Genomic DNA, 20,828 nt, shown 5'->3' on the forward strand with positions numbered 1-20,828 from the left:
CCCTCGCCGCGGTCGGCTGGGGAACTCGCGATTTGGCAAAAGCCGCTTCCGTGTCGCTGGACACCATCGGCCGCTTCAAGCGTGGCGAGGTCGTACGGGAGCGGACGATTGCCGCCATGCGGACCGCCCTGGAGGGGGCCGGCGTCGAGTTCATCCCGGAAGGTCCCTACCAGGGCGACGGGGGAGCGGGGGCGCGGCTGCGGAACGCAAAGCAATCCGGCTAATATTGAACGCATATTATCATGGAAGGCTTAAGCAATGCCTTGGACGGATTGGTTGTCATCTGCTTGGTTCCCCGCAATTTCTTCATCGACGGTGCTTGCTGCAATTGGATATGCCGTGGGAACGGCTTACAAAGCCAAGATTGAGAACAGCATCAAGCACAAGTACGACGCCGAGTTGGAGAAAATAAAATTCGATATTAGGAAAAAGGAAGAGAACACAAAGAGTGAATTAAGGCGGCGAGACGAGCAAATTCTAGCTCTTAGAAGTGGCGCCTTGTCTGGGATGGCTAACCGAAACTCAGAACTTGACAAAAGGAGAATTGAAGCCTCCGAAAAACTGTGGTCAAGCGTAATTGATTATGGACCAGGGAAGGGATTGGTTAAGATTACATCACAGCTTCAGATGACCAAGATGATAGATTTAGCGGCACAGAACAATAGCGAAGGACACAGCATGCGTCAGTTCGCTGAGATGCTATACGAATCATCTGGAACCAAGAACTTTCGTTACCACGGAGAGCCAGACAAAGCGCGCCTGTTCATCAGCCCGATTGCTTGGGCTTTGTTTTCCGCCTACCGCAGCATCCTTGGCTATGTGGCGGCTCAGGTAATCGCTATGAAGGGCGGACTTGGAAGAGAGATGTTCTCTGACCAAAAGCCCTTACTTGATCTAATTAAAGCAGCACTTCCTCATCAGGCCACTGTAATCGAAAAGTACGGAATTGATTGCCTCTCCCTTTTAATTGATGAATTAGAGGAAAAACTGCTTACGGAGCTTGTATCTGGACTTGAAAGCACTGCCCATGATGAAAGGAGCGTTGGGCAAGCGGCAAAAATATTGGCGGCCGTTGATAGAACCATGGCGGTAACGTCGAAAGTAACGGATGATCAGCCGACCATGCCGCCTGAGGTCTCTGAGTTGCGCCGGTAGCGCATAAACTGGCTTATACAGCAGCATCATCCGCTCGATCCTTTCCGCAAAACACAACCACGAACAAAGCGTAGACCAGTTCACGAAGAAGCCCGCCGCAGGAGACCCGGCGGGCTTCTTTATGTCGGGCACCAGCGCGCCGGCCAGCGCGCCTAAAGCGGAGGGGCTACCAAGGAATCCTTCCGACAGAAGGCGACAAGCTCTTTCATTTCTCCAGTTGCTTTTGTTCTAATCGCATCCTGTTACCCCACCAATTGGGAGCGAACTGATCATGAGCATGTATCGCACAGCAAACATCGTGGTCATTGCAATAACAGGCGTGTGCATGACGTCGCAAGCACAGAGCAAGCCATGCGCTGTTGCGCTGGACGTGATAAAGGAGCATGTGGAAAGGTTGTGCTCCCCAGGAGCTCTTGACTCAAAAAAAGAAAAACTCTCTGCTTTTGGCGAATTAAGCTTAAAAGGCTTTATCGCAAAGCTAACGAACCTAGGCTTAAAAATTAATGCCGATTACGAAAGACAGATAACAAGCGGCCCTGCTCAAAATGATGTTGCTCAATTAATATCAAAATCAATTGACTGTAAGCATGACATTGCCATTAAGATGCAGAGCAGCCTCATAGATAGTTGTGATATTGTTTGCAAAAATCTTCCCGAAGACCGACAACCAAGAACAGTCGAAGGTCAAGTTGCACGGTCTCATATTGACGGAAACGACTGTTGTAGCGATGGCCCCGACACACAAGCCCATATAATTCCCACACCTGGTTGGCGTCTGATTGCAGCAACAGCACACCTTGTGCCCAACCATGAGATTGGCGGGACTATGAGCAATATAAGAACGACTTTTAGCTCAGATCATCGAGTGACACAAGTATTCTACGCGAGAAGGCCAAATACGGCAGGACGAGCTGGCGATGTGCAGGCACACCTCGTAGCCACTGAAGTCTGGGATGGACCATGCCCATAGATAGCGTTTAGGAGCGCATTTTCTGGCGAACTGCGTGGCGATCATCACCATGCAGGTGAGCAGCTCCAGGCCGGCGGGTGAGTGCCCCGATGGGATCGGGGCAGTCGGCGCCGACCACCCCTGCCCTTCGAGATGGCCGGCGGCGGGGCGGTGGCGCCGGTCGGGGCATCGGTTCAGTTTCGGATGAATGCGCTTGTCTGTCGGCTCACAAACATCAGGCCGCAAACTTGACAATCAAATCAATAATCTTATGAAGAGTTGGATTTCCTCCTAACGTATTTACAAGAACTCTAATCTGTTGCTCATATGCCAATACGAAATGAGCCGCGCCATACATTCCACACAAACCGCCAGCCATGCGATAGGCGCCTTCACGTACGCCCTTGCCAACCATGCCAGCTTCACTTTTTACCAGCTTGTAGCCGCGCCTTATTAACTCTAAGGCAAGGTTTCTAGTTGATTTAACCAAAAACTCTTTCGCCCTACTAGACGCGGGTGTGTCGCCATTTGTATCGTCAGCGACTTGCTTAAGGCTATCCGCTGCATCTTGCGATACGACTTGTGGGTCAGAAAAAGCTCCATCTGTTACTTTTAGGGCAGCGTTTATCGACGCATCGCTTGCAAGTCTTTCAGCGGGGTCACGCTTTAGCTCATCAAGTTCAATTAACTTTGGTTCGTGCGCAGAAAAGACGTTGAGAGTATCAACGAGGTCGCCAAGCGATGCAGCAATGTTTTCGGGAAGCGGAGGATAATCGGGGTCTGCGCTAAGTCGCGATCGCTCATCGGCTTCAAGCTGACGCCTTAAGCTGTTCATTTGCGACCAGAATGCTCTAATTTTTAGATCTTGAAGATGATCTCCCATAGAATTTACAAGTTTTAATGCACACGATCGCAATTTGCTTAGTTGATTCCTTGATCCACAATCTTCTGAAATATCAAAACACTTTTGCTTTATGTCTTCGTAACTCTGCCGCTGATCTTCATTATCAACAACACCAAATGCAGAATTTTCAATTATCGCAATTGGTTTGTCGACATCACCTCCAAAGTTCAGGCCGAAACCCAGTTGCTCTGGCACTGCGCTTTCAGGCGGCAATAGATCGCCTTCTGGTTTCCGCCTTGAAGGCAAGAGCCTATGATCTAACCCAAAAAAAGGACCTCTCAATCGCAACCCAACCGATGGAATACTTGAAATTTCCACAAAGTCAAAACTTTGATGTATCGATCCAGAACGCTCATACTCTTCACTAAACTCTGAAATTACGCTAGCATCTACAACAGCAGCATAAGGGCCATCAAAATACTCCGCGATTTGCTTTGATCTATTGATCGCTTCTCCTCTAATTTTTTTGATAGGGTAGCGCTCATCTTTCTCATACTCAACATACAACAAACCGCTAGACACTCCAATCGAGACAACGCTTTCTTTTCTGCCAATAATACGATGGTAAACCCTACGAAAATCCTCATTAAATTCTGGAAACCCACCAATACCTCTCACTGCTTTGACTATTTCGACGGCGGACTTACATGCTGACGCAGAATGGTTTATTGATAGCTTTTTATCACCAAAAACAAACAAACGTTTGTTGTCATTGGTTTTTAATGCGGTTCCACCATTTTCTTTGACAATCTCCTCAATCCTAAAAAAAATACTACTCAATACACCAGATGCTGCACTCTTATCACGCGAGAAAGAAAAAATATACTCTTCGTTCAACATCACAGACATGGATGTCAGTCGCTTCTCTTCATATTTTTCTTTATTTGTAACCACAACGCCTCCAAAGACCTAATGGCAGTATATCCGCAGCTAACTCGCCACGGACAAATGAGCCTCATCATAGCCCAAAAAGTTCATATTCCCAAACGCGTAGCCATAGCAGCAGACACAACCAACTGCCCTCACACCAACAAAAGCCCGTCACGGCGTTCCTCGGTGCTGTAGATGCTGGGGCCGGTATCGCCGGCCATGATGCGGCCCACGGCCATAGCCGGCTGTGCGCCGTGCAACCGTCACTCCGAAGATTCGCAGGATGCTGGGCTTGAAACGTCACATGTGACGAAATACGATTGGAAAGAGGAGGACGGGGGCTGCCACCCCCGCCCTCCAGACCCGATCTTAGCTCAGCAGGTCAAGCAACCGCTTGATGATCTCCAGAGCCAGGATCAGGAGGCTGAAGAAATCCTTCATCTTCTTCTCTCCAAAGAGCGGCGGGGCGGTGACCACTTCACCGCCCGTCCGCGCCCCTCTAGCCGGCCTCCCTTCATTGAGTTCTGGCTGTATCGGCCAGAAGGCTGTCGCAGCAAGGTGCTGGACAGGCACATCGTGACGTTCAGCCTTGGGCGAAGTCAACAATCACACAAATCAATCTGAGATGGGACAAGACTAACCGGAAATGTCTTTCCGAAAGTCGGAACGATCTTTCCGACTGGTTTCGCCCATTTCGGTTCACCCCGGTTTGGGGTGCCGGATAGGCTCATTAGCCACTGGCAGGATACTAGCTTGGAGTGGTCGCGCACTCAACTCCCAGCCGACTCGCAAGGGTGGCCTCGATCAAGGTGGCCTCGATGCCGATCGTACATCGCCCCACGGGTCCGCCCCGGTCGCCACCCGGTACTCTGCCAGCACCGCTTCGCGCAGCTCCAGAAACACCAGCTCATCGAGGCTGACAGCCGGCTTCAGCCGCTTCTTCATGAGGGTGCCCGGCAGCCGCACGAACAGGCGCCCGTCCCGGTTGGTCACCCGAACGTTACGGACCTCCACCGGCCCCACCTGAACGACGGCAACGGCCAGCGTCTGCCCGGTCCCGTCCGACAGGCGAAAGTCCAGCACCTCGACGGCCGGGCACGACGATTCAGGCTTGCTCATGGTCACCTCGCATAGAAAAGCCGGCCGGGCATGACGCGCCGGCCGGCTCCAGGTTCAGACGCTTCCACCCAGGTCAGGCCGCTGCGGTACTCACACCGTCCAGCCGCACCGTCACGGTGCCAGCCCCGTTGCCGGCGGCGGCCACAGCCACGCCCACCGGGTAGAGCCCGGCGCCAGGCGCGTCGCACTGGTGCGCGGTGTTGTCCCAGCTCACCCGGCCGCCCGCGGCGACCACGGCGGCCGGCTTCTTCGGCAGGATGAACACGCCCTTGGTGGCGAGGGTGAAGGCGGCCCCCTTCGATGGCAGCAGCGCCGGCCACGCCGAATTAGGAGGCCGCCGGCCGTGCCCCGCTTTCCAGTAACCTCCCTCCCCTCACAGAAGCTCCGCAGAAGGTTGGAATGAGCACATTGAGCTTTTCAGCTCCCTCCCATCCTACATGGTCCCATCAAGTCGGATCGAGGTTCCGGTCCAATATAACAATTATCGGAGCTGGACGATCCGGGGGCGGCTCACCGACCCACGACTCACATCGCTCGGCTGATGGCATTTTAGGGGGGCTTATCATCAGATCATTAACAAGACCAAATGACTTGGATGACATAAAAATGGCTACAGCCAAAACACTCCCTTTCAGGAGCTTATATTTATTCACGCTCCTCTCGTGATCCCTCAAAAGACCTTCGTTCATGGATATCTTACTCAACGTTATCAAAGCTTCCCTCTCGTCATCAGATCTCAATTTAATCTCCAGGCCTTTAATTAACTTTCTTTTTTCTTCAACATTAATATAATTCTCATGCTTAATAAAGTAAGCAAAAGTTAGAAGAGAAAGCATTGACCCGACGCTTATGAAATTTAGCCATGATAATGTCATGATTTGGCGCGAACCACATCGGGCAGCATAATCGTTTACGTAAAGGTAGGGCGCAGCAGATGCAGCAAATGCAAAACAAATGGCTGCCATAGCACTATAAATGCGAATTAGGATTTTTATTACATCATCTGCAAATTTCATTGATAATAAACTAGACACAGTCAGGGATAAATCCCATGAAATGCTTATGATAGCGCGGCATATTTCCCAAGAAATTCCAATCATTCTTCCTAATGCACGAATAATGTACATATCAGTCCTCTCTCCATCTGAACAGATCCTCCTATGTCTGATATCAAATTATGAAAATTCACAAGGTTGGTTGTGCGTTAGCGGCGCGAGGAGAGATGAAAAGGGCGGAACCTCAGTCCCGCCCCCTCCCTTCGGCCTCGCTCCCTTGTCCCACATAACGTCCGCCCCCGAAGGATCGGCGCGCGGCAGGGAGGGAGCTTTCCGGTATCGGGCCGGCCGCTGGCCCTCAGAGAATCGCCGCGCGTATGGTCGGCGCCCCCCTTAGCTTGCGGGGGCGCCCGGATTCTTGACCGCGCCGCGGTGGTCGATGGCGCCATAGCCAAAGTCGATGGAGGCGCGGACTTTCACCGCCTGCGTATCGAAGTCGGCTTCGGTGAGGATCTGCGGCCCTTCCGCGTCGCCGACGTAGCCGAACACGATCGACGGGCAGAGCGACGGGTCGGCGAACAGGTGCCACGCCGTGCCTTCGATGTTCGCATCCACCACCAGCTCCATCAGTCCGGCCCAGGGATTCACGGCGCTGGACTGGTTCGCGACGATGGCGGCCAGGAGCTGGCGCCCGGCCAGCTCGCCGTCCGGACCGACCACAAGGAAGCGCGGGGCGAGGTTGAGCGGGATATCGTCGAGGCTCTTCTGCTTCCGCAGCAACGCCACGGCCTTCCCGATGCTCTCCACGTTGATCGCCGCGCCGGCGGCGAGGTTTCCGTGCGCGGCATGGAACAGGGCCTTGCCGTCGGCGAGCGTCGGGTTGCTGTTGAGAAGCCCATACACCATGCGATTTTCGTCCGCGGCGGTGCGAACGCCAATCATCATGGCGTAATCACCCAGCGCGCCCAGGTCGTCGTTTACCAGGGTCTGCCGGCTCAAGATGATGCCGCTGGCGTATTCCTTCGCCGACACGGTTTCCCGGTTCTCGCTCATCGTGCCGTACTTCAGTTCGCCAACCTCGGCCATGGGCTTGAGGCTCGGGAAGTCACCCACACGCAGGAACTTCGCCGGCTTGAAGTCGTTGAAGCCGCGCCGGGCCGCCCACAGCCGATACGTCGGCGCGGCCGCGGCGTACTGCGCCAGGAGCACCTTGTTCGCCGCGCTTTCCAGCAACAGCGGAAAGTCGCTGGTGGTGTGAACCCGCTTCATCATCTCCTTGTGGTTCAGCCGGTTCACGTTCTCGCCGCGCGCGGCCAGCAGCTCGCCGACCATGCCCATGGCCGAGCAGCCCATATATTCCCGCGCCCGGTCGCCCGGCTTGACCAGGCCGGGCGCCAAGCGCGCGGCCAGGGCCTCGGCCATGAACGCCCGCGTCGTCACGGGATCATCGTGGCTGTCGTACATCTGAATGTGCGGGTTGATGTTGCGCTGGTTCGACGGTTTGGCGGCGACGTGATCGACCACCATCTCGTTGAAGCGCTGGATCGTCATGCTCGGGTCCGCCGCCGCGCGCTGAACCATGTCGGGCGGAAGCGCGAGCTGCGGGCAGGTCGCCCGCGACAGAATGTGGTCGAGCAGCTCCGCACGGCTGTCCGTGGCGGGAGCGGGCTGGTGCTGCGGCGCCGGGGGGGTCTGGGTGGTCATGGTGATTCCCTCTACACTTCGGGTGCGCGCCGCAGGATCGGCGCCGATTGCGACGATGGAGATTTCGACGGGCTGCCAGCGCCGCGCGATGAACAGCGGTTCGGCGATGTCGTCAGAAGGGCCAGCGGCCCATTCCTGCACGAAGTAGCCCAGCGAGACTTGGCGGATTGAGCCCTGCTGAACCTGCTGAAACGCCAGCTCGCCCGCGTCGGTCGTATCGAAGGTCAGCATGGCGCGGAGTTCTCCGCCGGACTTCCGCGCGCTGAGAACCGAACCGACAACGGCATCGGTGGACGGCCGATGGTCGCGAAGTACGGACGCGCCGGTGAACCGGGAGAGATCCACCCCGGCAACGTCGAGGCGCTCCCTCCAAGCGCCCCAAGTCGCATCCGGCCGCATGCCCACGCGCCGCACGTCGGCGCCGGATGAAGCGGTTACCTCCACCTCGCGCCGGTCGGCGTTCAAGGTGGACGGCGCCAGCGACGCGGCCCGCGTGCTGACAGCGCCGGCCGGTTCGTTACTCGGCGTCGTCATTGTCGTCGCCCTCCAGCCGCTCGACGCGGGCCAGGACCTTGCGGGCGATATCGCCGACGTTCACCGCCACGACGCTGCGCGGCGACTGCATGCCGGTGAAGACCGTCGCCGGGTTGTCGGTCGTCGTGACGGTCCAGGCCCGTCCGCCGTGCTCGTCCACGTCGCCGGTCAGGAGAACCACCCACATGTCGGGCTGGCCGTTCAGCGCCGCTTCCGCCGCTTCGCGGATGTAAATCCCCCCAGCGCCTCTGACGAACTTGTCATACGCCTCACTGACGTCGAGGCGGTGGTTCGCGGTCAGGTCCTGAAGGACGCCGATCAGGACAACGGAGCCGAAGGTGTACCGCGCCCATCCGCCGCCGGGATTCGGCGGGATGAAGCCGCGACGGCGCCAGACGCGCAAAGTTTCAGAGGAAAGGCCGGTCAGGTCTTCGACCTGTCCAGCGGTGAAAGTCTGGGTCGGGTCCATGTCATCTCCTCAGGTCTGGAGTCCTAATCTGGTTCAGACGTAACGCTTTTGAAAAAGCGGGTCAACGAAACTGTTTTTTGTTTTCGCTAGGAAACCGAGGCACAGGAAACCGCCACGCCGTGGCGCACGGGTTGTTTCACATGCAAGGTCAAGGGGTTGTCATCGGCCGGCGGTTTCGAAACTCTGCGGTTTCCATGAATTCAGGGCCGGAAAATCCTCGCGACATGGGGCGGGGGCTGCCCCCGGGCCTTTGCCCTCCCGGAAGGACCCGCACGCTGTCTCGAGCCCTGGATACCCCTTCCGCGCGCCTCCGGTGACCGCTGGCGTGGCTCTGCGCTGTGGTTGGCTCAGCAGGCAGCCGCCAAGCTCCCGCTCACCAGCGAGCGACTGGCGGGCGGCATCGCCCATCCCAGGCAATCACCGATGATCCCCCGGCGCGAGCATGACACCACGCACCGTCGAGCCCGGCCGCCTGTGCTTCGGGCAACGACGGTTCACAGGTTCGGTCAGGGCAATGACGTTTCGTTGGGTCATTCCAGCTTTCCGGATGTTGGCAGGTAAGACACCGCCATGCGGAGGCGGTGTCTTACTCCTCCGTTAGGAGGAGAGGGGTGTGTAGGAACCTGTTTGAAGTGAACGAAATCAAAGACTTACTAACCCTGTCCGTAGTGTCCGTAGGGGTGTATGTGAACATAACGGAATCAATGGCTTAGCTTACCTGTTCGTAGTGTCCGTAGGGGTGTCCGAACCCCCCTGCGCAGACTGTTCGAAGGTGTCCGTAGGGTCGGAGCCTGAGGCCCTTGCCCCGTCCGCATACCCCTTCGGAACGATGATCTTTTTCCGGCGGCTTGGTGGCCCGGCGGTCTCGCCCAAGACCAGCTCCCCAGATGCCATCAGCGAGCGCATGGCGGCCTCAATCTCGCGCACACCGTAGGCCCGCATTTCGGGCAGGTCGGCCGCAAGCTTGGGGGCGTACAATGAGCGCGCCTCGATGCGGTGCGATGGTTCGTAGCCCCGCCCCAGGATGGTCGCGAGGGCCTGGAGGAACGCCTCCTCCACCGCCCGGCGGCGTGCGTTCGCGTCCAGCCGGTCCACGAAGTCCATCCCGCCACCCTCGGGAACGTAGGCGCCACGCTGCCACCCCAGGCGGATCGATTCGCCAGACGGCGCATAGTTGGACTTCAGGCGCGTCAGAATGCGGTGCGTGGTGCTCGGCTCTCCGTCCTCGTCCTTCGCCCTTTCCAGGTGGAGGAATGACCGCGCCCGCGCTTTCCAGTGGGTCGAACCGCTTTCGCCCGTGCCCTGCAAAAGGCCAGCGCGCGACGGGTGCCCACAGATCACGACAGCTCCGTCGATGGCCCGCGCGAGGCGCTTGGCGAGCGTCATGAATTGGAAGACGTGTCGCCGCACGTTCTCGTTTCCGCTGAAGAAATCGGCCAGCGTGTCGAGGATGATCAGTTGCGCCTTGATCTTCTGCGCGCGCCGCAGGATGCGGAAATAATACATGCTCGTATTGCCTTCCCCCGTGTACTGGTCGAAGGCCATAAGGCTTGTATCCTCACACTGGTCGTCATCGTCTTCCGGGACGATGATTTCGAAGTCGGCAAGATCCTCGAACTGGACTCCGTACAACGCGGCCACATCGCGCATCCGGCGCATGTTTTCATCGGGCTCGTCCTCACACAAGACCGCGAGCACAGGCGAGCGCGTTGTCTCCGCTCCAAGCCAACGCTCTCCCAGCACCACCGCCGCGCCGAGCTGAAGGGCGACGGTCGTCTTTCCAATGCCGGAATCCCCCATCAGCAACGTAACTTGGTGGCGGGGTATCCAGTCGTCGGCGATCCATCCCCGCTCTGGAATGTCCTGCCCCTGCCAGTCGGAAACCCGCTGACCATGCAGCTCCGGAAGATAGCCATCCGGATTCGGTGTGCTCTGGCCCCGGCGCGGAGCTTTCCGGCGCTTCGCTTCGTCGAGGCCGAGTGTCGTCATGCTGTGCCCTCCGCCTCGATCTGCACGCGCAATTCGGGCAGCGCCAGCCGTTGCGCCTCCAGTAGCGCCTTGACATGGAGTCCTTGCTCCACGTCATCGAAGATGATTTGTGACAGCGTGCCCAGCTTCGCCCAGGCCTGTGCCTCGTCCAGCAGCACGCCGGCGAAGTTGTCGCCGTCGCGCTCGCCACCGCCACGAACGAAGCCTTCGGCCGTGCCATGCAAGCGGAAGGGAAAGCCGTTGCGCCGCGCGACCTTCAAACCCAGGACGCCCAGCATCACCGCCACGCCTGTGCGCTGGTAAAGCGCGGTGGGATCAGATGGCTTCCATGCGATCAAGTCGACCAATTCGGAAAAGTGGGCCATGCAGTAGCCGGTGTAGGCCGCGCCCGCCCAGGCCGGGATGACCAGCACGCGCGCGCCGTCGGGATGCGGTTCCCAGCTCTTGGTTGACTGGAACAGCGTGGCGCGGGTGATCCCGATCCCACCGACTTGGTGACGCTTGCGCGCCGTCAAACCGCGCCCGGCAAACCACGTCCCCAAATGCCCGGCATCGCTGATTGGCATGCATGCGAGCGCCGCGCCGAACTCGGCATAGAGGTCGATCATCGAAGCCCCTCCCGCTCGACGCGGCCGGCGATCAGCTCCGCCCAGGTGGCAAGCGCCGCCAACTCCGCCGGGTCGGGCTCCTGAAGAGAAAGCGCCCTCAGGTCGGCAGCCAGGCCGAGAAGCTGTTGGTGCACGGTTGGGCGGCGCTGGTCGAGGCGCACGCTCAGGACGTGAAGATGGAAGCTGTGAACGTTGCTCATGCCGCAAGCCCCCGAGAGTGACCGTTATTGACGGAGGTTCTGCGTCGCGGCGTCAGGACAGGCGCCCAACGCCGCTTCAGCCTCTGCAGCGGCGCGGTCGTAGTCGGCGAGCGCACGCCTACCAACGAAGCCGAGCGCCAGCGCCGACTCCACGAGCCAGCGAGCGAGGTCAACTTGCGGCGCCCCGCAGCTCCGCCGGCCGATCTTGACCGTGCCCCAGCCGCACCCGGTGTGCATTGCCAAGGCACGCCTCAGGACGAAGGCGGCAGCCGGCCGGACGTCCAGCGCCGTCACCAAGTCGTCATGCACGACACAGAGGGGCACCAGCTCGCCGCGGCGTCGGCGCTGGCCCGGCTCCAACGGCAGGCGCAGGAAGCGCACCGGGTATCCGTAGACAGCGCCAGTGTGGTTCGGAGGTGTGCTCATCGCTCGTCACCTCCGCGGCCGGCGGGGCCTTCGGCGAGGGTGACTGCTTCCCACCCCTTCCCCAGCACGTCGAGGCGCGCGAGGAGCAAGCGCCCCTGCTCGTCCGGTTCCCCGTCGAGGAGCGATAGACCGGACACCCGCACCAGTGGATCACTCATGGCCGGGGTCCTTCTCGGCGCCGGCGCCGTCGGTCCGGCCGGCAACCTCCCACCCCTTCACCAACTCATCGAGGCTTTCCCGGCGCGCGGCGATCTTGTTCGTGCCGGGCGGCTTGAAGGTCGGCAGGTTGCCCTTTTCGTGCTGGTAATGGGCCTGCCGCTTCGTGATGCCCAGGTGCTTGGCGATGTTGCCCAAGCCCCAAACGAGGGTGCCCGCCTCAGCGGACGGCTGTGCGCTCATGATACTTCTCCGTGGTGAGGGTCGTGTGGGAGGGGCCGGATTTCGGGCGCCCAACCCTGGTCAAAATGCCCCGTTCGAGGGGCCGTCTCTTGTCGCATCCATGTCGCGTCCATGTCGCGCCGTTGTCGCGTGGGCGCGCCGTAACGCCTTGTATCGCCTTGGTTTTTGGCGAATGGCCTTGTCGCATGTGAAAAAGGCCCTCCGGACGGGTCCGAGAGGGCCTAACTTATTGTTTATAAACGATAATATCAGGGTTGGCCTGGGTGAGCATCGAACAGCCAGTAGGCTCGCGGGGTGTCGGTCGGGCTGAATTCCACGCCCTGGAAGATGTAACCGTTGTCGAGCGCGACGGTCTTCTGCTCGTCCAGCAGATCGGGCTCCATCAGCTCCGCCTGGACGGGAACGTACAACCCATCCCGAGCCTGCCGTGCCCGGCGTCGGGTTAGGGTTTCTCCGCCCTCCACCATCGAGCGGCCGGCCAGCACCTGGAGGGTCACGAAGTTCCCGCCCCGCGTCCCAGCGAGGCATTCGCGCGACCACTGCGCAAAGCCGTCGTTCAGCGCCTTGTCCAGCTTCTCATTGCCAGTGGCGGCGCGCGGCATGATCCCGGTGCCGACGATGTTGGTCACCAGTTTCGACACCGCCGACCGGGCCGGGTGGGCGTTCCGCACCGCTTCGCGCGACAGGCGCCGGAGGAAGGCCCCGCCGCGCAGTTCCGAGTTCGGACCGGTAGCCGGCGCGCGCCGACCATTCGCCCGCGCCGCCGATACCGCCTCGTAGGTCCGGACCGTCATCTCCAGCGCGGCCCGGGCCTGGACGCGGCGCAGCGCGGCCCGCGGCGACACGAAGGCAATGGCGCGGTCGAGCGGGTTCATGCGCATGGGTCAGAATCCCCGGCTGAAGCGGGCCACGGTGGTGCAGCGACGGTTCGTGCGCTGCTGGCCAGCCACCGCCGCCGCGATCTGGTCGCGCAGGGCGCGCAGTTCCGGCAGGGTGACGCGGCTGAACTCGTTCTCAGACCCATCCGCGCCGCGAACGCGGACAGGACGCGCGAACGGGTCAGTTGAGAGGTCCACGATGGCCCGTTCAACGGCATCGAGGTCGGCTTGGGTGAAGCTGCTCATCGGCGTGGCCTCATGTTCGGGGTGCGCCAGGAACTCGGGCGGATCTTCGGAGCGGGCGGCGAGTCCGCTTGCGCTTGATCGGGCTCGGCCCGCTCCACCACCACCACTTCACCAGCCGCGAGCTTCATTTCTCGGGAAGCGACCGCACCAATGGCCGTCGCCTCGGCGTTGATCTTCAGCCCGTGGTGGACCAGACCGCAGAAGGCAGCGTAGGCGTAGACCGCGCAATCGAGCGCTTCGTTCGCCGCGTCCGCCGTCTTCTTCTCCCATTTGCTGACCCACAAGCCGCCGATGTATTGGCGCCGGGTCGTCTCCGCCAAAAGCTGGTGGAAGAAGCCGAGTTCCGTGTTGGCCGGAAAGTGGACGAACTCGGCGCCCGGCTTGTCCTTGCTGAGCCGGGCGCGGATCGTGTCCTTGGCCGAGTTGACGTTGATTTGCACCGGCGCATAACCGGTGCGGCGGCGCTTGCGCAGGTTGCCGGCAGGGGGCCAGACCGGCCCCCGCTTCCCATCCTTCGAGCCTTCGCCGCGAATGCCCCACACGTTGCGGCGTCCGCGGTCCTGACAAAACCGGTAGGCGACCTGCGTGCCGAAACCGCCCTGCGTGTCCATGCAGGCCGCGCGCACCTGCATCTCCGTCCCGTTCCGCTTGGCCCAGGTCCGCAGCAGGTAGGCGTCCAGCTTCTCGTAGACCTCCGCGAAAGCCGGGTCGCCCATGATGACGTGATGCTCGATCAGCCATGCCTCTTCGTCGCGGCCATACCCCCAGACGCTGATTTCGATACGATCCGTCTGGCGGTCGATCCCGGCCACCAGCACCGCCACGCCGTCGGGAATCACCGCCTCGTAGACCTCGCGGCGGCGCAACAGCGCCTCGGCGTCCAGGGGCCGGTCGCCAACCTCTTCCCAATCCTCGCCCAGCGTTTCGTTCCAGAACGCCTTGCGGCCTTCCTGTGTCCGGCACTGGACGTTCCAGTCAGCCACCAGCGCCGACCAACTCGCCTTGTCCTGCATGCTGTAGAGCGTGTTGATCGCGATGCCGGCCATGCCGTTGAAGGGCGAATCCTGGCCGCAGCGCGTGCACACCGACCGGCGGCACCCATGCCGCGGCGCGCTCCACAGTTCAGGGGTTTGCCTTTCGCCGCAGCACACGAAATCCGCTGTCTGGCGCCATTCGGCGTGCCGGTCCATCCACGCCTTCATGCCTTCATGGATCGGCTGAAGGCAGTGCCTGCACACATACCGAACGGAGCCGGTGACGACGTTGCCGTGTTCGTCCTTGTCCCATTTGATGCCGTGCGGCGTGTCGCGGCTTCCCCACTCCAGCACCTGGAACCCGGTGGGATGGCCGGCAGCCTCCGAACAATGTGGGCACGGCACGAAGCAACGCCGCTGGTCCGACTGCTCATAGAGGGAGCCGATGCGGCTGGCCCCCTTGTCGGTCGGCGTCGAAACGTAGGCTTCCAGAGAATCCCAGAACGTCTCGGTGCGCTTGTGGGCAAGGTCGATCTGGCTGCCCGCCTTCAGGACCGGCCATGCGTTTATCTCGTCCCCCACCACAAGCCGGGCGGTGTGGGCGCGGAAGTTGTCTGGCGTCTGGGCGCCCAGCATCTCCAGGCTGGCGCCGTTCCTGAAGGTCTTGCGCAGGATGGTCTGGGTTCCATCCTTCGCCCGCTCCGCCGTCAGCAGCTTGGCCAGAACCTCCACGTCGCGAAGCATTGGCCTGACCTCCTTGTGGGAGTGTCGCAGCACGTCGTCTTCGCGAGGGCCGTAGAACAGGATTGGACTTGGCTTCCAGTGGATGAAGTAGCCGACCGCCATGTTGAGGCACATCGTCCCGCCGGTGCGCGCCGACTTCTTGAAGGCAATGCGCTTTACCGTCGGGTCCGTCATGACGTCGAGCATGCCGTACTGGTAACCGAACGGCGTGAACTCGCCATGCTTCGACGTGCTTTCCGGCGACAGGCTGGCGAACTCAACCGCCCACTCCGAAAGAGACATGAACGGCTTCGGCTCGAAGATCAGGGCCACCGTCTCGGTCAGCCTACGGCGCAACTCGGCCAGACCGGGGCTGTAGAATTTCGACCGGTCAAGCGTCAGCACGGACCGCCTCCACCGTATCGCGCTTCTTGTTCTGGATTTCGCGCCGGATCACCTGCTCGACCTCAGCGGCGCGATCCGGCGCGCCGAGAAGAAGGGCGACCTCCTTCGCAATGCCCGATGGCAGATTGTCCAGCAGCTTGGCGATGGCGCTCATGGTCTTCGCCGTCTCGACCGCCACGTCCTCTACCAGCACCACCGCCTTCATGTCGGTGTCGAGCTGCACTGCCTCGCGCAGGCCCTTCTTCGCCTCCCGAAACGCCTGCCATTCACGGTGCCCGACCGATGAACCGGTGATCCGGATGCCAACCGCAGCCATCTGTGCCCGCAACTCTTCGAAGCCCGGCAGTGGTTCGTCGTCCTGATCGTCACCCGCCGCCATCGCCGACGGCTCGTGGCGCTTGGGCTGCGGCTCGGATTGTTGTGGAGCGGCTGGCCGGGCTTTGGCCTTTACCGGGGCCTGCTCGCCCTGCCCCTCCAGATACAGTTCCGCCGCCCGCCCCAGCTTCGACTTCGGCTTGGTCGGGTCCGTGTTGTCCGCCAGCCAGCGCATGGTGACGGTGAAGGTCACGCCGAGCAGCGGCATCTCCTGCCCGTTGACCAGCTTGGACACGGTGCCCTTCGTCACCGTCACCGGCTGGCCATCGTCACCGACGATCCCCAGCGCGTTGAAGCGATCGATGAACTCCTTCGCGCTGGTCTGGGGCCGTTCGCGGGCCATGGTCAGGTTTCGGCCAGGGCCTTCATGACGGCGAACAGCTCGTCGGCATCATGCCACGGGCCGCCCAGCGCCTCCGTCACGTCCTGCTCGCCACGGAACACCCGCACCTCGACACGCCGCAGGGTGTCGAACGCGCCGCAACTGTCGTCGCAGAGGATGCTGATCTCATGCCCGTGGAACGCCAGCTTCAAGCAGACGCCGGCGCCGGAGGCGCTGACCAGAGGGGGCATAGCTTCGATCATCGTGCCGCCCTCCATGCCCGCGTCGCCGGAACGATGAACACCGCCAGCTTGCCCGTGTCGAACCCGCCCGTCCTGAAGGTCGAGGATCTGGCAGGAGAAGATGGTGGGGTGCTGTTCGGCGGTCGGCTCGGCGACGGGCTCGACCAGAACCGGCAGGGCGACGTCATGCACCCAGGCGGCGGCCCGGCGCAGGCCAAGCAGGTTCAGCACCGCCATCACGGGGCGCCCGAAGAAGCTGTGGGTGAACTCGGAGGTGGACATGGGGATGGTCTCCATCGGGTCCGGCGCAGCCACGCCCCGGACGCGGATCAGGGGGTCACGCAAAGGCGACCGCCGGACCCGATGAAGATCGGGGAAACCGTTCGGTCGCGTCCTTCCCGGTGGCTGCCGGGAAACTCGCCGCCCGTGGCTGCAGGCGGGTGGAAACTGGAAAGGCTGGAAACTCTTGGGGCGTGGGCTCAGTGGCGGATTTGCCACTGTTGCCAAACGGTTACACGCCGTTGTTCACGCGGGCGGCGGTTCGGAAACGCGGCGGTTTCATTGAAACCAGAGCCGGAAAATCCTCGCGACATGGGGCCGGTGCTGCCCCCGGGTCTTTTGCCCCTGGAAGGACCCGGACACGTCTAGGAACGCGCCAGGAGCGCGCTGGATGCGTTCTGAGACCATGCCCGCTACCCACCAGCGCCATCGCACGCACTCCATCCACCCCACACAGCCCCGTCAGCACCCCGACGCCGCGCTGCAGCTCTCCACCAGCACCCCAGCGGAGCGCAGGACGAGTGAAGGCATCCACGGCGGAGAGGCGCATGGGCGTTGATCCTGCGGTGACGGTAGGGGTGGAGGAGCTGGGCACCAGGGCCAACAGCGAGGGGCGACGTCGCCGACCTGGGTGAACTGGTCACCAGAACGACAAAACCCGCCGCGGACGAACCGGGCGGGCGGACAACAGGTCAGGCACTTACAAAAATCGCCGCGAGGTACTTTGAGAATATCCCGCGCCCTCCTCCCTGGAGGGTGCCCGAAAGTGGCGGATGTCGCGGCGATCCGTCAAGCGAAATCGCCAGCGCTGGGGGGCCTCCCTCGCGCACGTATGGGCGCGCGCACGCGCGCAACCACCACCAAATAGATTCTCTTCTCTTCTCTTGGAGCCGTTTTCCCATGGGACAACCGTGGGACGTCCCATGGGACAATGGGCTTTGTCCTATGGGACATTCGCAATTGTCCTATGGGACATCGGGCATTGTCCCATGGGACACAACCGCGCCGCGACAATGCGCAATCCCCATTCCCGTGCGAACCAATCGCACCGACCAGTACCGCAAAATCTGTCCTATGGGACAAAGCCGGTTGTCCCGTGGGACATTGGCCTGTGTCCTGTGGGACAAGTGCCGTTGTCCTATGGGACAAACGCCAATGTCTCATGGGACATCGGTCCGGCAAAAAAGTTATCCACAAGGCATTTGCGGGGCTTCACCCGGCCTTCAACGGCCCTTCCCGGCATGTTCCAGACATTACAGCCGCTCCCGAGTCGTAACCGATACGCCGATTCGCCCAATCGGCCAGCACCACGACATTCGGTGCGCGTTGGATCTGGTCAGCCTTCCGTGCCTCCCGCGCCGCCGCCTGCTCAAACCGCACCGGCCCGGAACCGTCGCCGGAGGGCACCAGCGTTCCGCAAGTCGCGTAGGTCTCCGGGTGCTGCGCGGCGCACAGCTCCTCCAGCGTCGCGGCCCGGAAGGTCTCCACCGCTTGCGCCATGCGATCGCGGCGCGCCAAGTAGCGCGACGACAGGACCGACAGAGGGCCAGCGACATCACCCGGCTCCATGCCGTGGCGCGCGGCGAAGGCCTGCAGCCGCAGCAGGTCCACCGGTTCCGGCTCCTCCTCGGTCACCCGCGGGCGGAAGTAATCCAGCTCCGCCGGCGTCAAGGCGACGTCAGGAACGCCACCCAGCGCGCGCAACGCAGCTTCCGCGTCCACCCGCTCTTTGAGGGCCGACGCGCGGAACCGCGCCAGGAATGCCAGCGGCGACGCGCATTCCCGCTCGAAGGTTGATTCCCACGCTTCGGCGACGTAGCGCGTCCCCAGCTTGCGGCGCAGGTGCTGCATGCGGTCGGCGACGTCCTGCAGCGTCACCAGGGCGGCCCGGACCTTCTCCAGCACCCATTGCGGCACCTTGGCCAGGGCGATCGCTTCCGCCGTCCCCGCATCGGGATTCGCCTCGCCGTCATAACCCTGCAGGTCGAGCGGGCAGACCGGCGCAGCATGGTGGACAAGTTGGGCGCCCATGGTGGCGCGCGCCGCATCCTCCATCGGCTCCACCTGGGCAACCGGCGCCGCATCCTCCACCGCAGGAGCGACAACCGGCTCCACGGCTTTGACAGCTTCCCGGCGGGCCGGGACCTTCGCGACACGATGCGGCATCTGAACAATTCGATAGCCGTCCTCAGCGATCATCAGCGCCGGGCTACCCTCGCCGTCCATCATGATCGTGACGGGTCCAGCCCCCAGCGCCTTCGCGGCCTCGCGCATGTACTGCGCGTTGAAACCGACCTGAACCGGCTTGCCGGCCGCCGTACCCGGGGCATTGACGTCGGCGGATGCCCCTGCAGCCGTGGCGCAGCCATAGAGCCGCACCGGCAAGCCGGGCGCCACGTCCAGAGCCACCGTCCAAGGATCGCGCTTGCTGCCCATGTCGGCGACGGCGCGCGCAAGGTCCCGGCCGGTCATGGTCACGGTCGCGATTTCATCGTCGCCCTGACGATATCCCGGGACGCACCGAGCATAGTCCGGGAACGTCCCGTCGATTTCCTTCGCAACCACCGTCAAGGCGCCGCTGGTGATCCGGAGCCCGAGACCGGCGGCCGGCTGTTCGATCAGCACCGGCCCGGCATCCTTCACACCGGCAACCTTGCCCAGCGCCGAGACGAGACAGCGCGGGATGATCGATTCGCGCCACTCGCCACGAACAGCGCGCGGCGCCACGTCGAGGAGGGCCAGCCGATGCCCGTCCGTCGAGACGGCGCGGAACCCCTCCGGCATGCGCTCCAAATTCGGCCGGTGCAGATAGACGCCGTTGAGATAGTAACGGGTCTCCTCCGTCGAGATCGCAAAAAGGGTGCGCGCGGCGAGCTGGGCAACGTCGCACGCCTCGAACTCCAGGGCCGCGCCATTGAAGTCGCGAGAGAGCGGCATAACGTCGAGAGCCGAGTCGTCATCCGGCGTGGGGATCATCGAGGCGCGGCCGTCCAGTTCGAACCGTACGGCAGCGCCGGCCGGCGCGATCGTCAAGGCCCCCTCTCCGGTCACCGCCTTTCGCACCGCCGAGACGGGCACCGCGGCGCGCCAGCTCCCCGCGTCGGTCTCGCTGGTCACCGTGTAGGTCGCGCGAACGTCCAAGTCGGTGCAGGTCAGCGACAGCGCATGGCCAGCGGCCTCGATAAGGACGCAGGTCAACGCGGGGATGGACTGGCGCGTTTCAGCAGCCCAACGGACCGAGTCCAGAGCGTTGCGGAAGGCGGAAGCGGAAACGGTGGCGGACATGGCGAAGCCTCCAGAATGGGTTGCGCGGACGGCGCGTGTTCATCTGCGTTCTGTATGGCATCGCGTGGCGTTTTCGTCACCACGATATGCCATACCAATAGCTCATGAACGCTATGCTATTATGTATGGCGCTGCGTATTGCATGAAGGGCGCAAACGCCATACATTCGAGACATGAACAACGCGGCACCCGCCGCTAAGCGGAGACCTGGCAATGGCCATCCTGTTCATGCACACGCCAGAAGGCGGCTTTCTCGCTGGCGATACCGAGACCGGCTTGACGTCTTACGCCTACCCGACCAGCACGCACGCCACGCGCGCCCGGAATCATCCCGGCAAGGTCGCCGCAGAGATGATGACCAGTGAAACCGCCTCTTCGCGCAGGGCTGTTCCCGATGCGGCTGCGCGTGACGCAAAGTGGCTGGAACAACTGCGCGCATACCATGAGGAGACTGCCACCCTCAGCGCCGCGGCACCGCGCATGCTGGCCACCCTTGAGCGGATCGCCGCGGCGGACCCGAACCACAGCCAATTTGCCGTGCTCGTCAGGTCCGCGGCACGCGCCGCAGCTGCTGAAGCCCGCGGCGAGATCTGACGCCATGGGCAACCCAAAATTCGTCGTCGTCTACGCTATCGACGTTGCCGACAACAGAACGGAGATCCGCCGGATCCCCTACAGTGAGCGCGCTTGGCAAGGCGAACTGCAGTGCGCCGACATGCACAATCGCATGCGCAGTCCGGGAGGATACGGCGGAACACGCCTCCTTGTGAACGTGGTC

Annotated in this window: 23 protein-coding genes; 5 read left to right on the forward strand and 18 right to left on the reverse strand. The window is 61.6% G+C overall.

Annotated features, from left to right (window positions below):
- Positions 1–32: 32 nt before the first annotated feature.
- From H1Q64_RS18355 to H1Q64_RS18365, 3 genes are all read left to right on the forward strand, one after another.
- Positions 33–224: a transcriptional regulator gene (locus tag H1Q64_RS18355; protein WP_419468833.1), complete on the forward strand. Its 192-nt coding sequence runs from the start codon at positions 33–35 to the stop codon at positions 222–224.
- Between the two features lie 34 nt (positions 225–258).
- Positions 259–1,155 (forward strand): hypothetical protein, encoded by an 897-nt coding sequence (locus H1Q64_RS18360; protein WP_237905031.1) that lies wholly within the window; start codon positions 259–261, stop codon positions 1,153–1,155.
- A 271-nt stretch (positions 1,156–1,426) separates the two neighbouring features.
- Complete coding sequence (locus tag H1Q64_RS18365) at positions 1,427–2,125, forward strand: hypothetical protein (protein ID WP_237905032.1); 699 nt, start codon at positions 1,427–1,429, stop codon at positions 2,123–2,125.
- Positions 2,126–2,339: 214 nt separating this feature from the next.
- On the opposite strand, the gene H1Q64_RS18370 is transcribed toward H1Q64_RS18365, so the two are convergent.
- The 17 genes from H1Q64_RS18370 to H1Q64_RS18450 all read right to left on the reverse strand — a co-directional run bounded on the left by H1Q64_RS18370 (position 2,340) and on the right by H1Q64_RS18450 (position 16,768).
- Entirely contained in the window at positions 2,340–3,857 is a 1,518-nt protein-coding gene (locus H1Q64_RS18370) for a hypothetical protein (protein ID WP_237905033.1), read from the reverse strand.
- 825 nt (positions 3,858–4,682) lie between these two features.
- The gene (locus H1Q64_RS18375) at positions 4,683–4,997 is read right to left on the reverse strand and encodes a hypothetical protein (protein ID WP_237905034.1); all 315 of its coding nucleotides are present in this window, start codon (positions 4,995–4,997) and stop codon (positions 4,683–4,685) included.
- Between the two features lie 73 nt (positions 4,998–5,070).
- A complete protein-coding gene (locus H1Q64_RS18380; RefSeq protein WP_237905035.1) occupies positions 5,071–5,262 on the reverse strand; it encodes a capsid cement protein in 192 nt (63 codons plus the stop codon).
- A 181-nt stretch (positions 5,263–5,443) separates the two neighbouring features.
- A complete protein-coding gene (locus H1Q64_RS18385; RefSeq protein WP_237905036.1) occupies positions 5,444–6,124 on the reverse strand; it encodes a hypothetical protein in 681 nt (226 codons plus the stop codon).
- A gap of 261 nt (positions 6,125–6,385) precedes the next feature.
- Positions 6,386–8,230 carry a prohead protease/major capsid protein fusion protein gene (locus H1Q64_RS18390; protein ID WP_237905037.1) on the reverse strand — a complete coding sequence of 615 codons (1,845 nt, stop codon included), beginning with the start codon at positions 8,228–8,230 and terminating at the stop codon, positions 6,386–6,388.
- Positions 8,214–8,699 (reverse strand): MerR family transcriptional regulator, encoded by a 486-nt coding sequence (locus H1Q64_RS18395; RefSeq protein WP_237905038.1) that lies wholly within the window; start codon positions 8,697–8,699, stop codon positions 8,214–8,216. The genes H1Q64_RS18390 and H1Q64_RS18395 overlap by 17 nt, the downstream gene beginning before the upstream one ends.
- A gap of 714 nt (positions 8,700–9,413) precedes the next feature.
- On the reverse strand, positions 9,414–10,688 hold the full coding sequence (locus H1Q64_RS18400; RefSeq protein WP_237905039.1) for an AAA family ATPase: 1,275 nt from the start codon (positions 10,686–10,688) through the stop codon (positions 9,414–9,416).
- Positions 10,685–11,296 carry a hypothetical protein gene (locus H1Q64_RS18405; RefSeq protein WP_237905040.1) on the reverse strand — a complete coding sequence of 204 codons (612 nt, stop codon included), beginning with the start codon at positions 11,294–11,296 and terminating at the stop codon, positions 10,685–10,687. The genes H1Q64_RS18400 and H1Q64_RS18405 overlap by 4 nt, the downstream gene beginning before the upstream one ends.
- A complete protein-coding gene (locus H1Q64_RS18410; RefSeq protein WP_237905041.1) occupies positions 11,293–11,496 on the reverse strand; it encodes a hypothetical protein in 204 nt (67 codons plus the stop codon). The genes H1Q64_RS18405 and H1Q64_RS18410 overlap by 4 nt, the downstream gene beginning before the upstream one ends.
- 24 nt (positions 11,497–11,520) lie before the next feature.
- A complete protein-coding gene (locus H1Q64_RS18415) occupies positions 11,521–11,922 on the reverse strand; it encodes a hypothetical protein (protein ID WP_237905042.1) in 402 nt (133 codons plus the stop codon).
- Positions 11,919–12,080 carry a hypothetical protein gene (locus H1Q64_RS18420; protein ID WP_237905043.1) on the reverse strand — a complete coding sequence of 54 codons (162 nt, stop codon included), beginning with the start codon at positions 12,078–12,080 and terminating at the stop codon, positions 11,919–11,921. The genes H1Q64_RS18415 and H1Q64_RS18420 overlap by 4 nt, the downstream gene beginning before the upstream one ends.
- Entirely contained in the window at positions 12,073–12,321 is a 249-nt protein-coding gene (locus H1Q64_RS18425) for a hypothetical protein (protein ID WP_237905044.1), read from the reverse strand. Before H1Q64_RS18425 ends, H1Q64_RS18420 begins: the two co-directional genes overlap by 8 nt.
- Positions 12,322–12,569: 248 nt before the next feature.
- Positions 12,570–13,202 carry a phage portal protein gene (locus H1Q64_RS18430; protein WP_237905045.1) on the reverse strand — a complete coding sequence of 211 codons (633 nt, stop codon included), beginning with the start codon at positions 13,200–13,202 and terminating at the stop codon, positions 12,570–12,572.
- 3 nt (positions 13,203–13,205) lie between these two features.
- A complete protein-coding gene (locus H1Q64_RS18435) occupies positions 13,206–13,445 on the reverse strand; it encodes a hypothetical protein (RefSeq protein WP_237905046.1) in 240 nt (79 codons plus the stop codon).
- Positions 13,442–15,475, reverse strand: coding sequence for a phage terminase large subunit family protein (locus tag H1Q64_RS18440; RefSeq protein ID WP_237905047.1), 2,034 nt, complete (start codon positions 15,473–15,475; stop codon positions 13,442–13,444). The genes H1Q64_RS18435 and H1Q64_RS18440 overlap by 4 nt, the downstream gene beginning before the upstream one ends.
- A gap of 58 nt (positions 15,476–15,533) precedes the next feature.
- A complete protein-coding gene (locus tag H1Q64_RS18445) occupies positions 15,534–16,265 on the reverse strand; it encodes a hypothetical protein (protein WP_237905048.1) in 732 nt (243 codons plus the stop codon).
- A gap of 2 nt (positions 16,266–16,267) precedes the next feature.
- On the reverse strand, positions 16,268–16,768 hold the full coding sequence (locus H1Q64_RS18450) for a hypothetical protein (protein ID WP_237905049.1): 501 nt from the start codon (positions 16,766–16,768) through the stop codon (positions 16,268–16,270).
- A 388-nt stretch (positions 16,769–17,156) separates the two neighbouring features.
- Between H1Q64_RS18450 and H1Q64_RS18455 the strand changes: the two genes are divergently transcribed.
- Entirely contained in the window at positions 17,157–17,324 is a 168-nt protein-coding gene (locus H1Q64_RS18455) for a hypothetical protein (protein WP_237905050.1), read from the forward strand.
- A 653-nt stretch (positions 17,325–17,977) separates the two neighbouring features.
- Here H1Q64_RS18455 and H1Q64_RS18460 read toward each other — a convergent pair.
- Positions 17,978–20,050 (reverse strand): hypothetical protein, encoded by a 2,073-nt coding sequence (locus H1Q64_RS18460; RefSeq protein ID WP_237905051.1) that lies wholly within the window; start codon positions 20,048–20,050, stop codon positions 17,978–17,980.
- A 213-nt stretch (positions 20,051–20,263) separates the two neighbouring features.
- Here H1Q64_RS18460 and H1Q64_RS18465 point away from each other — a divergent pair, with 213 nt between their 5' ends.
- The gene (locus tag H1Q64_RS18465; protein ID WP_237905052.1) at positions 20,264–20,644 is read left to right on the forward strand and encodes a hypothetical protein; all 381 of its coding nucleotides are present in this window, start codon (positions 20,264–20,266) and stop codon (positions 20,642–20,644) included.
- Positions 20,645–20,828: the final 184 nt, after the last annotated feature.

Origin of the sequence: Azospirillum brasilense, from assembly GCF_022023855.1 — a bacterium.
GTDB lineage: Bacteria > Pseudomonadota > Alphaproteobacteria > Azospirillales > Azospirillaceae > Azospirillum > Azospirillum brasilense_F.

Coding starts and splice junctions, on each gene's coding strand:
- H1Q64_RS18445 (WP_237905048.1), bottom strand. CDS start 16,265: ATGGCCCGCGAACGGCCCCAGACCAGCGCGAAGGAGTTCATCGATCGC.
- H1Q64_RS18410 (WP_237905041.1), bottom strand. CDS start 11,496: ATGAGCAACGTTCACAGCTTCCATCTTCACGTCCTGAGCGTGCGCCTC.
- H1Q64_RS18460 (WP_237905051.1), bottom strand. CDS start 20,050: ATGTCCGCCACCGTTTCCGCTTCCGCCTTCCGCAACGCTCTGGACTCG.
- H1Q64_RS18360 (WP_237905031.1), top strand. CDS start 259: ATGCCTTGGACGGATTGGTTGTCATCTGCTTGGTTCCCCGCAATTTCT.
- H1Q64_RS18405 (WP_237905040.1), bottom strand. CDS start 11,296: ATGATCGACCTCTATGCCGAGTTCGGCGCGGCGCTCGCATGCATGCCA.
- H1Q64_RS18395 (WP_237905038.1), bottom strand. CDS start 8,699: ATGGACCCGACCCAGACTTTCACCGCTGGACAGGTCGAAGACCTGACC.
- H1Q64_RS18365 (WP_237905032.1), top strand. CDS start 1,427: ATGAGCATGTATCGCACAGCAAACATCGTGGTCATTGCAATAACAGGC.
- H1Q64_RS18370 (WP_237905033.1), bottom strand. CDS start 3,857: ATGTCTGTGATGTTGAACGAAGAGTATATTTTTTCTTTCTCGCGTGAT.
- H1Q64_RS18420 (WP_237905043.1), bottom strand. CDS start 12,080: ATGAGTGATCCACTGGTGCGGGTGTCCGGTCTATCGCTCCTCGACGGG.
- H1Q64_RS18430 (WP_237905045.1), bottom strand. CDS start 13,202: ATGCGCATGAACCCGCTCGACCGCGCCATTGCCTTCGTGTCGCCGCGG.
- H1Q64_RS18450 (WP_237905049.1), bottom strand. CDS start 16,768: ATGTCCACCTCCGAGTTCACCCACAGCTTCTTCGGGCGCCCCGTGATG.
- H1Q64_RS18465 (WP_237905052.1), top strand. CDS start 20,264: ATGGCCATCCTGTTCATGCACACGCCAGAAGGCGGCTTTCTCGCTGGC.
- H1Q64_RS18390 (WP_237905037.1), bottom strand. CDS start 8,230: ATGACGACGCCGAGTAACGAACCGGCCGGCGCTGTCAGCACGCGGGCC.
- H1Q64_RS18400 (WP_237905039.1), bottom strand. CDS start 10,688: ATGACGACACTCGGCCTCGACGAAGCGAAGCGCCGGAAAGCTCCGCGC.
- H1Q64_RS18435 (WP_237905046.1), bottom strand. CDS start 13,445: ATGAGCAGCTTCACCCAAGCCGACCTCGATGCCGTTGAACGGGCCATC.
- H1Q64_RS18375 (WP_237905034.1), bottom strand. CDS start 4,997: ATGAGCAAGCCTGAATCGTCGTGCCCGGCCGTCGAGGTGCTGGACTTT.
- H1Q64_RS18455 (WP_237905050.1), top strand. CDS start 17,157: ATGCGTTCTGAGACCATGCCCGCTACCCACCAGCGCCATCGCACGCAC.
- H1Q64_RS18385 (WP_237905036.1), bottom strand. CDS start 6,124: ATGTACATTATTCGTGCATTAGGAAGAATGATTGGAATTTCTTGGGAA.
- H1Q64_RS18415 (WP_237905042.1), bottom strand. CDS start 11,922: ATGAGCACACCTCCGAACCACACTGGCGCTGTCTACGGATACCCGGTG.
- H1Q64_RS18425 (WP_237905044.1), bottom strand. CDS start 12,321: ATGAGCGCACAGCCGTCCGCTGAGGCGGGCACCCTCGTTTGGGGCTTG.